At 49.0% G+C, this 15720-nt stretch carries 12 protein-coding genes and 3 pseudogenes; 3 read left to right on the top strand and 12 right to left on the bottom strand.

Features of this window, described 5'->3' with window-relative positions; translation table 11 throughout:
• Positions 1-317, top strand: a 317-nt coding sequence (locus tag FGU65_RS12495; protein WP_301664828.1) for a transposase, incomplete at its 5' end; no start/stop codon positions are given.
• Between the two features lie 69 nt (positions 318-386).
• Positions 387-935 carry a hypothetical protein gene (locus tag FGU65_RS12500; protein WP_301664829.1) on the top strand — a complete coding sequence of 183 codons (549 nt, stop codon included), beginning with the start codon at positions 387-389 and terminating at the stop codon, positions 933-935.
• 156 nt (positions 936-1091) lie between these two features.
• Here FGU65_RS12500 and ltrA read toward each other — a convergent pair whose 3' ends face one another.
• Positions 1092-2648, bottom strand: coding sequence for a group II intron reverse transcriptase/maturase (gene ltrA, locus FGU65_RS12505; RefSeq protein WP_301664830.1), 1557 nt, complete (start codon positions 2646-2648; stop codon positions 1092-1094).
• 469 nt (positions 2649-3117) lie between these two features.
• A complete protein-coding gene (locus FGU65_RS12510) occupies positions 3118-3624 on the bottom strand; it encodes an ATP-binding protein (protein ID WP_496401171.1) in 507 nt (168 codons plus the stop codon).
• 42 nt (positions 3625-3666) lie between these two features.
• Here FGU65_RS12510 and FGU65_RS12515 point away from each other — a divergent pair, with 42 nt between their 5' ends.
• Positions 3667-5091 (top strand): transposase, encoded by a 1425-nt coding sequence (locus FGU65_RS12515; protein ID WP_301664832.1) that lies wholly within the window; start codon positions 3667-3669, stop codon positions 5089-5091.
• A gap of 239 nt (positions 5092-5330) precedes the next feature.
• Here the strand turns inward: FGU65_RS12515 and istA are convergent.
• The 10 genes and pseudogenes from istA to FGU65_RS12560 all read right to left on the bottom strand — a co-directional run bounded on the left by istA (position 5331) and on the right by FGU65_RS12560 (position 15709).
• Positions 5331-6574, bottom strand: a pseudogene (gene istA / locus FGU65_RS12520) (IS21 family transposase).
• 11 nt (positions 6575-6585) lie between these two features.
• On the bottom strand, positions 6586-7272 hold the full coding sequence (locus tag FGU65_RS12525; RefSeq protein WP_301664833.1) for a hypothetical protein: 687 nt from the start codon (positions 7270-7272) through the stop codon (positions 6586-6588).
• A gap of 325 nt (positions 7273-7597) precedes the next feature.
• Positions 7598-8470 carry a polysaccharide deacetylase family protein gene (locus tag FGU65_RS12530; RefSeq protein ID WP_301664834.1) on the bottom strand — a complete coding sequence of 291 codons (873 nt, stop codon included), beginning with the start codon at positions 8468-8470 and terminating at the stop codon, positions 7598-7600.
• 115 nt (positions 8471-8585) lie between these two features.
• Positions 8586-10517 carry a glycosyltransferase family 39 protein gene (locus FGU65_RS12535; protein WP_301664835.1) on the bottom strand — a complete coding sequence of 644 codons (1932 nt, stop codon included), beginning with the start codon at positions 10515-10517 and terminating at the stop codon, positions 8586-8588.
• A 384-nt stretch (positions 10518-10901) separates the two neighbouring features.
• Positions 10902-11792, bottom strand: a pseudogene (locus FGU65_RS12540) (IS5 family transposase); the annotation flags it as partial.
• Between the two features lie 458 nt (positions 11793-12250).
• The gene (locus FGU65_RS12545) at positions 12251-12523 is read right to left on the bottom strand and encodes a transposase (protein ID WP_301664837.1); all 273 of its coding nucleotides are present in this window, start codon (positions 12521-12523) and stop codon (positions 12251-12253) included.
• Between the two features lie 61 nt (positions 12524-12584).
• Positions 12585-12644: pseudogene (locus FGU65_RS15935) on the bottom strand (hypothetical protein); the annotation flags it as partial.
• On the bottom strand, positions 12641-12985 hold the full coding sequence (locus FGU65_RS12550; RefSeq protein ID WP_301664953.1) for a transposase: 345 nt from the start codon (positions 12983-12985) through the stop codon (positions 12641-12643). The pseudogene FGU65_RS15935 and the gene FGU65_RS12550, both read right to left, overlap by 4 nt.
• A 55-nt stretch (positions 12986-13040) precedes the next feature.
• Complete coding sequence (locus tag FGU65_RS12555) at positions 13041-14168, bottom strand: IS256 family transposase (RefSeq protein ID WP_301664838.1); 1128 nt, start codon at positions 14166-14168, stop codon at positions 13041-13043.
• Between the two features lie 206 nt (positions 14169-14374).
• Entirely contained in the window at positions 14375-15709 is a 1335-nt protein-coding gene (locus FGU65_RS12560; RefSeq protein ID WP_301664839.1) for an oligosaccharide flippase family protein, read from the bottom strand.
• Positions 15710-15720: the final 11 nt, after the last annotated feature.

The following is a 15720-nucleotide window of genomic DNA, read 5'->3' on the forward strand; positions in this document are numbered from 1 at the left end:
TGCCGGATGTTCAGGATCATCCCTCGTTCATCTCAGCCGATGCTGCTTACGATGCACGGGAGATCCGCCAGTACAACCGGAAGAGACGCATAAAAAGCAATATTCCGGTCAACAGGAGATCCCGGACGCACCCGAAGCGAGGAAGGCCATACGGGTTCGATCCGGAACTCTACAAAAAGCGCAGTGCCATCGAACGATTCTTCAGCTGGATCGAGGCGTTCAAGAAGACTACTCCCCGGTTTGAGCGCTATGAGCACTCATTCCTCGGGCTAATCCGCCCGGTATGTGCCATGATGATCTGGAGAATATTGGGATGAGCTCATGAAGTAGTCGAACCGAAAATCGCGCACATCAATGGTTTGTGGACCCTGTTTCACCGGTGAGAAGTGGATCCAGAGCAGAGCGATCCAGATATTCTTGAGGAGGAAGGAAATAATGGCATAGAGATACCGGATCACGGGGTTCCTTGTGCTCGTTCGAGGTTTCACCTGATTTCGCATCCGGTGGGACGATTCGATCGAGAACCGGGAGCGATAGGTCTGATGGATGCGGAGCGGATGCCACGCAAAGCCACCGGTGATGTAGCCCAGATTTTCAACCCCATGGTTTCCTCGTTTACCCTTAGCGTACTTCACGGCAACGGCGATGGTCAGGACAGGCGTTGGTTTACCTCTCATCCGATACTCAGTGTACCGGGACTGCGTCCCCTTGAGCAGTTCTTTCATCCGTTTACCGTGTTTCCTGACCGGAATGATGAAGGGTACCTGCATCCGGGTCAGAAACCCGATAACTTTCCGGGTGTAGAACTCCCGATCAAGGCAGAGAGCTTCGATAGTGAGGCCGAGTTCGGCAATCCGGTCAAGGCAGCTGGTGTAACCGGCGGGATAAAAATGCTCAATAGTGACGGAATAATAGTGCTCACTTCCTCTGCATAATTCTTCGTTTCCGATCCCGTCTTGCCTTAGACCTGCGGGATGACACTCTGCCGCCGGCGTTCCTTGAGGCGATAACTATCGCCTTTAATGTTCAGCGGTCGAGTAGGGAGAAGGTGTTACCACCTTCCCCCCTTCCAAGAACGCACCGTGCGGTTTTCACCGCAGTACGCTCATGCATTCCACTACCCGGTTCTCGGGCGGCAGCGCGAAGTAAGAGAGGCTGGTTTGTACCCAAGGCGTCTGCCTCTTCATGCGTTCCCTTCTGTTGAGGAAATAGTTTCTCTCGAGGTAGGGATTTGCAGTCAGTCTAGGGATAGTGTGCCTCCGGATGGTTGCGTCTTCGAACAAGAGGAGGGTGTTCTCCTTTGTCTGGAATATCCAGTTTCTGTTCCCTTCCGAGTGCCAGTATCTACGGGCAATCCACTTGTGCCCTTTGGTGGGGTGTCGGTGTTTGCCCCACTTCCAGGTAACTGTCCATACATAGTGGTCAAGGTACCCAAATGTCCCTTTGGCCGCATTGTGGCGATGGTAATTTGACCAGCCCCGGATAACCGGGTTCAAGGCCATGATCAGGCGGTCTTGTGTCCAGGCTCGTGCCTTTTTGACGATCGCCTTGATCTTTTCCGAGATTGCCTTGACTGACTTCCGGGATGGCTTTACCAGGAGCGCTCCGTTATATTTCCGGAAGTTGTATCCAAGAAAGTCGAAACCGTCGTCAATATGGGTAATCACCGTTTTCTCCGCGGACAGTTCAAGCCCTCGTTCTGCGAGAAACTCCCGGATGATGTCACGAGCCTCTTCCGCTCTCTCCTTCGTCGGAGCGATGACCAGAAAGTCATCTGCGTAACGGACGAAGTGCACGTTCACCTTCGGGAATCGTGCGGTGAGAATCTTCTCCATCCCGTCCAGCGTCATGTTGGCGAGGAGGGGTGAAATTATCCCGCCTTGGGGCGTTCCTTTGTCCGTCGGGTAGAGCACCGTATCAAAAACGAACCCGGCTTTCAGGAACTGGGCCAGCACCGACCTGTCCATCGGGATGTTCTCCCTGAGCCAGTCGTGGGCGATGGTGTCGAAACACCCTTTGATGTCGCCTTCCAGAATCCACGGATTCGAGCCTTTCCTCATGAGACACGTGAATGCGTAGCGAGACGCATCCTGCGCACATCGGAAGAGCCGGAACCCAAATGAACGGGGATCTGCGGTTGTCTCTGCTATCGGCTGGAGCGCCAGTGCGTAGAGTGCCTGCATCGCCCGGTCGTACATGGTCGGGATGGAGATGGGGCGTTTCGTATCCTTCCCGGGCTTCGGGATGTAGACCCGGCGGAGAGGTTGCGCACGATACTGTCGGTCGGTGAGACTCATAACCGCCTGCATCTTGGCGGATGCAGTTGTCCAGAGGTCGCCGTCAACACCCGGGGTATGTCTCCCCTTGTTCTGCGTGACTATTCGCACTGCAAGCAATTTTGCCGAGTGCGAATGGGTCAGCAGGTAATTGAGTCGCTTTACCAGATTCCATTTTCCTTCTTGCGTTGCCTTTGCAATCCGGGTCTGTAGCCTGTTGACAGCGGAGCTCACGTTGTCCCAGTCAATGGCGTTCCATTGCCGGGCGAGTTCCTTGTCAGTATGCTTCTCGCCGTTCGGCGTCGTTGAATGACATACTTTCACGGGTATACCTCCCTTCTTTGCTGTGAAACACCTGTCCCACGTCTGCACCCTTTCAGGTCGAGGCAACGGCCTCTGTCCTGCCCGTTACAGGCAGGCATTCGCTTCTTGGGACATCCTGTTCCGTCTCCACCGTTTGTCGGCCTCACGGCCTCCATACCTCTTCCGAGGGGTGGATACGGGTTTCCAAGTTCCGTATCGAGGATACTCAATGACGCTGTAGGAGCCATCTATGAACCGGGAATCATTGAGTCTGCCTGTCGTCCTGTGGGGCGACCCAGTAACGACCTGATTCCGTACCGTTTTGGTCCGGGCGTGGTAACCACCCTGGTTTCGCCCGTTGGAGATTACGATCCTTTGGCGATGATTCAGCGTTTGCTTCTCCGTGACATTCTTTTCCTAGCAGATTGAACAGATCAGGGTTTTGTTCTTCTCCACATTGTCTCATGGGCTTCACACCTCCCTGTTACCAAGAACGCATGCCATGATAGGAACATCCCAGACAGAATGGATGGCGGATTTATCCGCAATCCCCGATATAGCTTCTTGTCGCACCGCCCCATTCCCCAAACGACTTGTTTGACGTGAATATCGTCGATGATTTCTCATACCGCCGGGAGATCAGCTGAAAGAAACAGTGAGCACCTTCACTATTGAAGGGCAAATACCCCATTTCGTCGATGATCAGCAAATGAAACTTGGTGAGGGCTTTGATCCGCTCCTCGAGTTTATTCTCCCGGTTTGCTTTCATCAGCCGTTCGATCAGGTTCGAGGCATTCGCATACGACACCCTGAATCCCTGCTTCACCGCCTCGTGGCCGAGAGCAAGAGCGAGATGCGTCTTCCCGACTCCCGGTGGCCCTAAGAAGACAACATTCTCAGCGTGATGGACAAACCGAAGCGAGGCGAGATCCCGGATCACCGCCGGATCCAGCGACGGCTGGAAGCTGATGTCGAACCTAAACTCCGCATGATTTAGGGCATATACTTCCTTCTCTGCTCTCCTTTTCGACATTTCCTGATGCAGAAGGAAAGATCTATATGCTCATAATCCCTAATATTATATCATATGGGTGAGTGGGTTCGGGCATGGCTGGAGGAGCAGCGGCGGCAGGGGGAGAAGTGCCTTGAGATCAAGGAGATCCAGGGCAAACCCTACGTCTACCGGTCGACGAGCGTTTACGACAAGACAACCAAATCGCCGAAGAAGGTCAGCACGTACCTCGGCAGGCTCACGAAAGACCAGGGTCTCATCGCCAAAGGAAAAAGAGGACAGAGCATCCCGATGCCTCCCCGCAGCGTTCGTGAATACGGGAATGCCGCTCTGATGGCCGAGGAGTTCGGGGAGGTGCTCCCGGTTCTCCGGGAAGCGTTCCCAACCTGCTGGCAGGAGATCGTCGCTCTCACCTTCACCCGGATCGCCGGGTATACCCCGCTCTCCCGGGTAGAGGATGCCTGGGAGAAACTCGACAACACCCTTGCCCTCTCCGCGGACTGCGACCCCCGCACCCTCGCCCGTGTTCTCATCGAAGTCGGCGGCGACCGCACCGCCCAGCAGGCAGTATTCCGGCATCTCTCCTCGCAGGCGCAGCAGCTCGTCTACGACCTTTCGTTCATCTTCTCTCACTCCGATACCGTCAACCTCGCCGAGTTCGGCTACAACGCCGAAGGCGTCTGGTTGCCGCAGGTCAACATCGCACTCTTCAGCGCGACGGACACCGGCCTCCCTGTGATGATCCGTGCCCTGCCGGGCTCGGTCAGGGATGTCGCCACCCTCGTCGGATCCCTCGCCGAGATCGATACCGCCAGGACGACCCTCGTCCTCGACCGGGGTTTCGTCTCGGAGAAAAACGAACAGATCCTGACCGAGGCAAAGATCCCGTTCGTCCTCCCCCAGCGGCGCAACAGTGTCCGGTATGCAACGCGGATCCATCTCACCGACCACTTCTTCTACCACAAACGGCTCATTCATGCCGGAAAACGCGAGGTTGATGGTTTGACACTCTACCTCTACGAAGATGCCGATCTCGCGGTGGAAGAGCAGAAGACCCTCTACCGCCTGCTGGAAGGAGGGGAGATCGATCGGGAGACGTTGAACCAGCGGCTGAAGCGTGCCGGCAGGATCCTGATCCTCTCCTCGATCACGGCACCGCCGCAGGAGATCTATGAACTGTATAAGTCCCGAAATATGGTCGAGAACCATTTCGCCGCGTTCAAGAGCCTGATCCAAGCAGACAAACTCTATCTCCGGGATGCCACGGCAGTCTTCGGCCATGTCTTCATTGGATTCCTCTGTCTCTATCTCTACTGCCGGATCCTGAACCGGATCAAACAGGCAGGACTGTCAGCCCACCTCTCGCCACAGGGACTGCTCCTGAAACTCTCAAAGGTGTATGCAGTGGTCTACGAGGAGGAGAGACGGATGACCGAGGTGCCAAAACAGGTGCGGGGAATCGCCGAGAAGCTCAACCTCGGCATATTCCCTAATAGGTGAGGAGTTTGGGGTCGAAATCCTCGAGCCGCTTCCCCATCGGAATCCAGCCAATCGCATCCGGAACTCACGGGCACGGTCTTCCTTGCTCTTCACCTCTTGATCCAGCAGGTGGTCGAGGACCTCCAGCGTCGATCGTTCCTCTTCCGCCGCAATCTCAAGATAGTTATCGAGATATTCGTCGATGGTGGTCAGTTTCAACCGTTTCAGGTTATCATGCACCCGTTCATAGACCAGAGCGTTCATAGGTGCACCTCATCAGCGAACGCATCATAGACCGCAAGCGATCGGTGTTCCACATCCGGTGTAACCATCGCAAAGAGCGGTCGTGAGGTCTTCCTCTGCTGAGCATTGCATCGCATGGCCTCCGCCAGAAGACCGGCAAAGTGCTCTTTCTCCCGGATGACCCGGCCATGCCCGGGGACAACGGTATGCGTACAGATGATGTCGGTACCAATCCGGACGTTCATCAGGCTGCCCTGGAGTTCCAGGACAGCCTCCCGTCCGGCATAGTGATAGGGCACCGAATACCGGTTACCGAGATAGGAGATATACGCTTCCCGTGAGATCTTCCGGCGTTCCTCTCGTCGGAGCTGGTAGGGAGGAATGTTCGTCAGAGATTTCAGTTCTCCTGCTGCAGCCGTTCAAACGGGATCTCGTGGGTGATGCCGTGCGGTTCGGCATTCACCCGGTCGCACCACCGGCGGAGCTGCAGGTTCATGTCGGCCAGCGACGTGAACGCGCTGCCCAAGAGAAAGTCACGCTTCATAAATCCGATGGAGTTCTCGACTTTCCCCTTGGTCTGGGGGCAGTAGGGTCTGCATACCCGCGGAATGAACCCGAGATGGGTGAAGAAGTCCTCGAACTTCGGATTTCACTGGTGGTCGCCAGCGCGGATGGCCCGCTTGAGGATCACCGTTTTGATGTTGTCATAGAGGAGCTCCTCGGTATACCCGCCGAAGTAGTCGAATGCATGGAGATGGCACTGAATGAGGGTGTAGACGTCGGTGGAAAGGGTGAAGACCATGAAGCGCATCCGGGAATATCCGAGGATGATGCTGAAGCAGTACACGGTCTTCTGGTGTCCGTCGACGTCCAGATACCCGCATTCCCCCCAGTCGACCTGTGCCTGGACGCCGGGTTTCGTTTCAAACCGGATGACGGCTGAAGTGCCTTCGGGAGGGCGGATCGACCGGATATAGTCTTTGACGGTTGTATACTTCCCGGTATAGCCCAGTTCCCGAATCTCCCGGTAGATCCGGGTTGCAGTGAAGGGATGCTTGTGGATACGCAGACGAATGTGCTCCTTGAAAGGATCCAGAATGCTCTCTCGGTTTCTCCGCGGAGTCGAGGTGGGCACTGTCGGGACGGCAAGATACTTGCGTATCGTATTCCGGTGGTATCCGGTCTGTTGTGCAATCTGGCTGATTTTCAGCCCTTGGTGGTAGAGATCGCGAATCATGTAGAAATTCTCCGTGGTTAGCATTGCCACAACCTTCAAGCGAGTGCTTGTAGGTCGGCAGGTGTACACTTTATCCCGCCATAATTGCACAAAATTAAACCGCTGTTCACATCGACACCGTGCTTTCCTCGTTTGCCCTTCGCATACTTGACTGCGATCGCGATCGTCAGGAGCAGCGGTGGTTTGGCTTTCATCCGGTACTCGGCGTACCGGGACTCTGTCCTCCGGAGTAGTTCTTTCATCCGCTTGCCGTGTTTCCTGACCGGGACGATGAACGGCACCTGCAGCCTGGTCAGAAATCCGAAGACCTTCCGGGTGTAGAACTCCCGGTCAAGGCAGAGTGCCTTGATCTCAAGACCGAGCTCGGCGATCCGGTCGAGGCAGCGGGCGATATACCTGACCTTGGAGATTTCCTGACGCACCGGGTACACCGCCAGCGTCATCTGCCGATCTTTCGTGGTCACGTAGAGGGTAACGTAGGAATAGAACTCGTTCGTTGACTTTTTGCGCTTGCTTCTAATGACATACGATTCGTTCTCATCGGTAGTCTCCCCGTAGTACGGATCGTTCGTGTAGTCGATGGCGAACTGATACGCGTTCCCGGGCTTCAGGACGTGGTGAACAAAATGGGCGAGGATAACGGCATTCTCCTGCTCCAACATCCCGACCAGCGCCTGGAACAGGTCGGACCGGGTGAACCGCCCCTGAATCGGGATGGTCAAGTGCTGATCCAGTGCTGCGACAACATGAGCACAACATTCTTTGGGTTTCAGGTGGCTATTTTTCTGCAGGTAATCTTCTTCCTTTGGGCAAAAGGCATGAGGAAACGCCTGCAACCTATAAAGATCTTTCGTTTTTGTGACGGTTTGCGGTAGGAGAGGACTATTTGCGGGTTCTAAAATTAGCTAAATACTGAGACCAAACTCGCCTACTTCGCTGTTAGCCGCCCCACATCGGGGTTATGAAGTGCTTGAGCCGTATGCAGGGAAACTCGCACGTACGGCTCTGAGAAGACGGGGCAGAGGTAACTCCACCCTGTTATTCGACTTATGATTTTAGTCGCAAAATTTTAAACTTTAAAAAAGCCCAAAATCCACTCACTCTTACTATTAGTTCGTTTATATCATCTGTATCATTGACGCTGAGCCTCTTCAATCTAAATGGATCAGTATTGTATGTATTAAATCCAAACTCAGTTGTGAGACCAAACTCATATCCTGCATCCATGCATAATTGAATGTCTCTATCAGAATAGTTGCCGTTGGGATATGCGATTGCATTGATATCTAAATTATAATCCCTCTCAAGCATTTGTTTTGAGATAAATATTTCGTTCCATGCCTCACTATCATCACACTTTGTTAAACAAGGATGGAATATTGTATGTGATTGGAAGTTAACAAACGGTAACATTTCGATAATTTGGTTCTTTGACAAAGCTTGTGGGGATAGATATGTTTTCTCTTGTTCAAATCCAATTTCTTTTAATATTCGGAGCCTTTCGCTATTTTGCGTATTTTTCAACATTCTACCATTATAAAATGGGTGCTTTTCTTTAAACCAAAAGTGTCTATTAGTATTAATTATCCCAGAACATAGGTATATAGTTACTGGAATATGAAATTTTTTAATGATGGGAAGTAATTTATAATTACCTCTGTGTCCGTCATCAAACGTGATTATCAATGCTTTTTTTGGCGGGTTTTTCTTTTCTCTATGCAAATATAAAAAATCATTTAGGGAAATAATGTTATAAATACTCATTAATTTTCCAAATATTTTCTCTGCTGTATCGGGGTTAATGTCGTGAAAATATAGTATCGTTACTTTGTTCCTTTGAATTATTTCCCTAAATATAAAGGGTATTCCAGAGTATCTAATACATCCATATATCAATTTTTCAAAATAATTTCCTACCATATTCCACCAAATGTTTAATCTGCAAAGAATCTTATTCTTAACTTACCTTTCATCGACCCTATACTTAAAATAAACATAATAAAGATTTTATATCTAACCTCTGTGAACTGTAGGATCAAAACAAGTGAAAGCCATATAAATCACTATTGTCGTACATCTTATGTCGCTTTTCTAAATCTTGAAGCACCTCTGCCCCAAGGATAGTGCTAATACTTATACTTTTATTATAACCCTCTATATTTGTTTGTATTGTTACAGGTCTATCGAAATAGTCCTCTCTCCAGAGAAATATGCTCGATTCATGTGTGTTTAAGTCCTTCCTCGAAGAGAACGAAGTCACTTGGATTCCAAGGTATGAACCATGATTCCCACCGTATCTGTCATCGGAGACCATTTTATCCGCATATTTTGCTAATGTTATCCCGCCCTGTTGCTCTGGAATAGTATATGATGATATTGAAGGCGTCCACTCTTTTAACCAGAGGGGACTATCTATATTCGAAACGGAGCTAAAAGACATAAAAAATGCTAAGCTGCTAATTATAAAAAATAAGAATATTTTTGAGTAAACAGGTCTCGATAATCTATACGATGTTTTTATGACAGCATATGCTGTCATTAGGGATAAAAAAAAATAAATAAATGCAAACCATCGTAGAGGCATAATATTTCGTATACCAAGCAGAGGAAAAAGAAAGGTGAAACCTAAAAGGATTGCTGCACCTAGTACCATTGAGAATTTTACAGTACTACGCTGAGAGGAAGATAGCCAGAACAAACATCCGATAATCGCAAAGAAAATGACAAGGGTCAGGCCCATAACGTCGGCAACCTGTTCTAGAAAAGGAGGGAGAGCCAAAGTGTTAACGTACTCCCCAGTTGAAGTCTCAACTGTTGCAGCTTCGGGTCTGTTTAGAAAACCTGCTTTGTTTACAATAGCATCTTCGAGTGTCTGGAGTATCACTTCAAAAAAAGATCTTTCTCCTTTCATACCATATATTGCAACAAACCAATGTTGAAGCAATTCGATCACAAATATAATGGGGATTAAGGCAATGGGTAAAACTGTTTTTATATCGAATACTTTTCTATATATTAATACCCCTGATACAACGGCACATAATGTTAATAGTGCTACAAATGATGAGTGTGCATGACTGAGAATTAACACAGGGATAAACACAAACACAAGGATGAGCCATTTGATCCGCTCCCTTTGTTTGGCAATTATAATAAGTTTGAATACTAAATAAACGAAAAAAAAGAAAAGACAGAGCCCGAAACTGACGGTTCCCGGGGATACTCCATAACGTATCTGAAAATCAGAAATATTTACAATCAGCATGGCCAGAAGTCCAACCTTCTCATCGAATAAGCTTCTTCCCAAAAGAAATACACATATTGATGATGCGACTAGAGGAATAATTATTCCAAAACCTGTTGCATCTCGAATAGGAACATCCATCACGATCTGGTTGACTGCAGTATGAATATGCATCAACGGATAAAAGGATTCTTTCCCGTATAGAACACTGATATCGCCAATTTGAGAAAGTAATCGATTCATTTCCATATGCACCCAGTAATCAACGCCACTCCCGCCGGTGAAGTAATGGATTGAAAGTATCTGATTAAAAGAGATGAGAAGTATCTTGAGTAACTGTCTGACTAATTCAGTTCTACATTCTATACTAATTATTGAGAGAGCAAGTAAGCCTGCACAGAATGTAATTAGAGCAAAATAGAGAACTGGGCGTTCAGTAGAGTTGTGGAGTATCAATAAACTCAGTGAAAATGCAGCGAAGAAGCCAATGTCATAGAAAACTTTCATCGGTCTCGAGGTATAAGTAACTATAGTTTTTTCTTTTTTGTTCTTTATACAGAGATACGTTAAAGATGCAAGAAAAAGTGCAAATCCCAGTGTGAGTAGATGTATTGTTGGGGAAATAAAATATAATGAGGTAATAAAAAGACCTAAAGGTAGTCCCACTATTGCAATTATGAAATCCGTCCTTTTTATTATGGTATCGTAATAGTTTTTCAGCACACTGGAGCCCATCCTATGGTTAATGCCCTGTTATCCAAGCTGTTTGTCCGAATTATTTAAGTGGGCGAATATTTTCTTATTCACTTTGGGGGGGTTGGTAATTCCTCAGAAGTAATTTCTTACTAGTCGAGAAAAAATATGTCCATACAAAGTTATATTTTATCTTTATTAAACTTATTTTTTAATATTCTTCAAAATTTTCAGAGATAATACAAAATTGCCCTTATTATATTTGGTCTTAATATTTTACTCTTTGTTAGTAGTACTTAACTAAAATTCCTTAGATAATTGCGAATAACCCTCTCTCTTCCTCCCCTCCTCTCGCCTCCTGCCCTCACCGATGAGCCTTCTCCTTTCTGAACGCTTGGATTTCCAGGATTCTTCGGCTCTGTTGAATCCCTCAACAATCAAAACAACTACAACTGCTGGAGGTGCCTTGGTAAGGTTGTGGAGAATGAGTTTGATCTTGATCTCCTTGACCTGATACCGGTATTTCCGTGCCTTCAGATCCCCGCCGAATCTTCTTTTGAGGACTGAAAATGCCGTTTCGACTTTGTTTCGTTCACGGTAGCGGTTTGTATCGAAGGCGGCGAACATCTCCTGCCGATACTTTCCTGACTGGATCTTCCCCTGCCACGTTCGGACGGGTATCACCGAATCCGCCCCGATCTCTTCCCGGACCCGACAGTGGAGATCTTCAGAATCATAGCCCTTATCCATGACGTAGCATTCGGTTCTTCGGGTCTGTCCGATCAGTGACTTCGCATGGATGATGTCATGTACCGGCTTCTGTGAGATCTTCCCGACCAGGATCACCTGTTTGCGGGTATCCACAGCAATCGAGGTCTTCAGGAACGTCTTGCGCATCTTCCCTGTCCGCCAGGAGTAGTACTGACTGGCGTACGAGCTGGTGAATCCCGAGGAATCGATGGCGGTTATCGGAATACTTTCGCCCCGGGAATAAAACAGCGTAAGGGTTTGTTTCAGGATTCTCGTGAATACGAGGGAGGACATCCGTGCCATGAACTTGTGGAGCGTGGAGTAGTGCGGAACCTGATCCAGCTGAAGCAGTGCTTTGATCCTGTCCATCAGATCGAAGAGAGCAACGGTATCACGGTAGTCCGTATCAAGGATCGCCCGGAAGAGAAGGATCGCTAGCAGTTGATGCTGGGTATACGTTCTCCGGGAGTATTTGCAAGAGTAGAGGGGAATTCGGGAAGAACGGACGGCCTGAAGGCAGGCTTCAATAAGGTTGATATATCTGTTCGTCGACACTATCTCTGCTCCTTGTGCTTGATTTGGTCATTAACACAAGGAGCAACGATTTTATAGATCTTTCCCCTCCGGGCAGGAATGGCCTACCTCAGGGTTTCAACAGAGCCGATTAATCAGGACTTATATTTGTCGTTTTTTTGTTTATGCTTGTATTTGCGGGTATGAAAGTCATCCACCAAGGAATTGTAGAGCCGATGGAGTTTGGCAAGGGAAGGCTCTTCCTTTGAAAAGAACCCGAAGATCAGGGTCAGAAGAAATTCTACTGGGAATATCTCCCTCGATCGCCGAATAAATCCGCACGTGACTGCCGCACAAGCAATCTCCTCACAGGAGAGAGATGCTGCCAACTCGTGCTTCAAGAGATGCCATTCGAAGGTACTCTTTACAGGCATGAGACCTGCCCTGATAGAGAGCTCATCCCAGAATTCTCCAGATCATGATGGCACATACCGGGCGGATCAGCCCGAGGAATGAGTGTCGGTAGCATTCAAACCGAGGAGTACCTTTTTGAACGCCTCAATCCAGCTGAAGAACCGTTCGATGGCGCTGCGCTTCTTGTAGAGTTCCGGATCGAACCAGAACGGCCTTCCCCGCTTCGGGTGTGTCCGGGATCTCCTGTTGACCGGAATATTGCTTTTTATGCGTCTCTTCCGGTTGTACTGGCGGATCTCCCGTGCATCGTAAGCAGCATCGGCTGAGATGAACGAGGGATGATCCTGAACATCCGGCATTTGGGAATGCTCCGAGTGTTGGTTCATAGAGCTGGGAGTCATGGACATTGGCGGGTGAAACCGTGCAGGCAAGGGGGAGTCCATGCCGATCGACCAGAGTGCTCAGCTTGTTCCCGCTCACCTTCTTATAGCCATCATAGCCGGTAGATCCCCCTTTTTCGCTGGGATATCCTTGGTATCGGTGGAACAATGCGTGAGATCGACTTTTCGGATCTCATATCCTGATTGGAGAAGGTCGAGGAAGATCGCCTGGTACGCCCCTCTCTCACAGAGTTCGAGGTGGTAGCGGTGAACCGTCGATTTCGTGCCGTATTTCTCCGGCACGTCGTGCCAGGTGCAGCCGGTGGTCAGGACGTACAGGATACCGTTGATCAGCCCGCGGGGGTCACGCCGCGGGCGGCCAATGTGCAGCTTCGTTGGGGGGAGGTATTTCTGGATGATCTCCCGGAGAGCATCGTCGATTTCGGTAACGTTTCAGATTTGCTGTAAAATCGTTGAGCCCTGTTTCCTTGTCTGATCATTCCTTCTCAATCGTCAAATATCTTCTGCCGGTGACCCACTCCTCGTTGATGTCCATCAGGATCGAACCAGCCAACCGGAGAAGGGCATCTTCATTGGGGAATGCTCCTACGACCTTTGTTCTCCGCTTCAGCTCCTTGTTGATTCTCTCCATCATGTTCGTGGTTCGAATCCGTTTCCCGTGGTTTTTTGGAAACGCGGTATAACTCATGAGCCCTGGAAGGAACCGCTCGATGGTATTGGCTGCTTTGCGGTACCCTCGTGTGTTCAGGTCGTCAGCGAGATCCTGCAACCGCTGCTCATCGCCATATGCTTCCTTCAAAGATTCAGCAACCTCTTTCTGGTGTTTCTTTGGGATATTCTTCAGGACAGCCCGCGAACAGTGCACCTGACACATCTGCCAGGATGCACCGAGGAAGGCGGCCTCCGCCGCCTTCTGGATGCCGGTATGGCCATCGGAGATGATCAGCTGGACGCCGGCGAGTCCTCGTTCCTTGAGGTCTTCGAAGACCCCTGCCCAGAACGCTTCATTCTCACAGTCGGTGATCCGGGCTCCCAGGATCTCCCGGAAGCCGTCGTCCCGAACCCCGGCGGTTACCAGGAGAGCTTTGGTGACATACCGAGCTTCCTCTCTGACCTTGTAGTAGGAAGCATCCACGAACAGGTAGGGCATTTCCTGTTCGATCGGCCGCTGAAGAAACGCCTGAACCTGCTCATCGAGGTCTTTCGCCATCCGGGAAACGGATGCAGGCGAGAGCTGTTCGATCCCGAGATGCTGAACGATATCTTGGACTTTCCGGGTCGAGACACCCTGCAGGTAGGATTCTGCAATGGCATTCACGAGAGCCTTCTCCACCCGTGCATACCGCCCGAAGACCGCTGTCTCGAAGGGGACTCCTCGCAACTGTGGTTTTTTCAGGGTAGTCTCACCATACCGGGTTTTCAGAGAACGGTCTTTGTAGCCGTTCCGGTAAGTTTTTCTCACATCGGTTCGCTCGTAATGCCCGGCTCCGGTCTGCTGGAAAGCCTCCAGCAGCATCACCTGGTTCAGGAACCACGTGATGAGGTTCAGCATGCCCTGATCGTTGTCGGAAAGATAATCTTCGATTAACGCTAAGGTATCCATGACCCTGGTTCTCCTTTTGCCAAATCTAGGTAGGATTCAGGGTCAATTCAATTTTACAGAAATTTCGTTACGCTACCTCGATTTCCCGGAAGGCCATGAATCTGGGTATTATCTGAGAGGCCTTATATTTTTAGGATGTCCTCAGAGTATAATGGTGCCGAAGGGCTGAGGGGTGGGAGCCAGGAAACCCGATCGGGTCAACGATACTATGCTTTAACTGATAACATATGGGTGATATTTGATATCGCTTTCAAATTTAATTTAATCAATATAATATTCATTGAAAGCATAATCAGCGCATAGATTGTCAGCATTATTAACACTGGCACTCCATACAGTTGTCCTATATAAAACCCAACAAAAACTGCAACAAGACGAGTAATGTCCCAGATGAGCTTCCAGTGATTAAAACCATAGATTTCCAACTTTGTCGTTGGATATACAATAAAATTCGGAATAACATGCAGAGCTAGCGGTAGACAATACCAACCTGCTTCTATCCATGCCTCTCCAAAAATTACTGGTACAACGAAAGGAGCACATAATGCAAAAGTGCCAATTAATGGAATGGCGATAAAAGATAGGTGCCTGATCGTTTTAACGTAAAGTGACCGTAAATCCTGTGATTCCTCCCTTACCATCTTTGATGCTTCACCGAGGTATGCCTGTGCCAATGATCTTGAAATTGCACTTCCCGGAATTACCATCATACTATTAGCAAGCGCATAAAAGCCGGCGGTTTGTCCATCATATATTGCCAGGAGCATGATAGCGGGGAGATATATTGTAAAGTTGTTTACGATAGAGGCGGGGAGATTTAATACTGGAAAACTCCAATATTCTTTTGCAACAGTTTTGATACCGCTAAATGAGATTCTTCTCAGGCCGTCCCGCTCTTTTATCCACATGGCGCGGGAGTAGGTTCCTATTCCGGCTATTTCAGAGACAACATGCCCAATAATCAAACCTATTGGGCCAAAAGAAAGAAAGCCGAGAAGGATTTTGAATACTGCACTACAAGCACTCTGGTTAATTTTTGTATAGGTGATTCTCTTATAATCTCTCTGCCGTATTGCCCAATAGTTGAGTGTGGTATAGAGTCCTATACCAAAGAAACCCAAAATAAGTAACAATACGTAATCCGCAAGAGGATCTAGGTTGAGGATGTTGACTAAAATATCTCCTCCAAATAGTAGAATAAGTGAGAATCCTGCAGTTGTAGCAATCAATAAAATTAAACACAAAGCAAAGAGGTTCGCAGCACCATCATCTCGTTTTGGTAATGCGTACGCAAATTCATACCGAAAAGTGGCAGTAACGGCAACAATTGATAATATTGAAGTATATGCTGCCAGGAGGCCCAGATCTTCAGGTGTATATATCCGTGTGATTATTGGCATTGACAGAATGCCTATTAGCTGAGCCAATATTGTTCCACTCCCAAGAACGAAAACACTTTTGTATAGAGGATTGTTTGAGATGAACCGAATAATTTTTGTAGAAAGTTGATTACTCTCAATTATATCATACACTCGTTTCATATTTTCCCCTA

It is taken from the genome of Methanoculleus frigidifontis (genome assembly GCF_030464345.1).
Lineage (GTDB): Archaea > Halobacteriota > Methanomicrobia > Methanomicrobiales > Methanoculleaceae > Methanoculleus_A > Methanoculleus_A frigidifontis.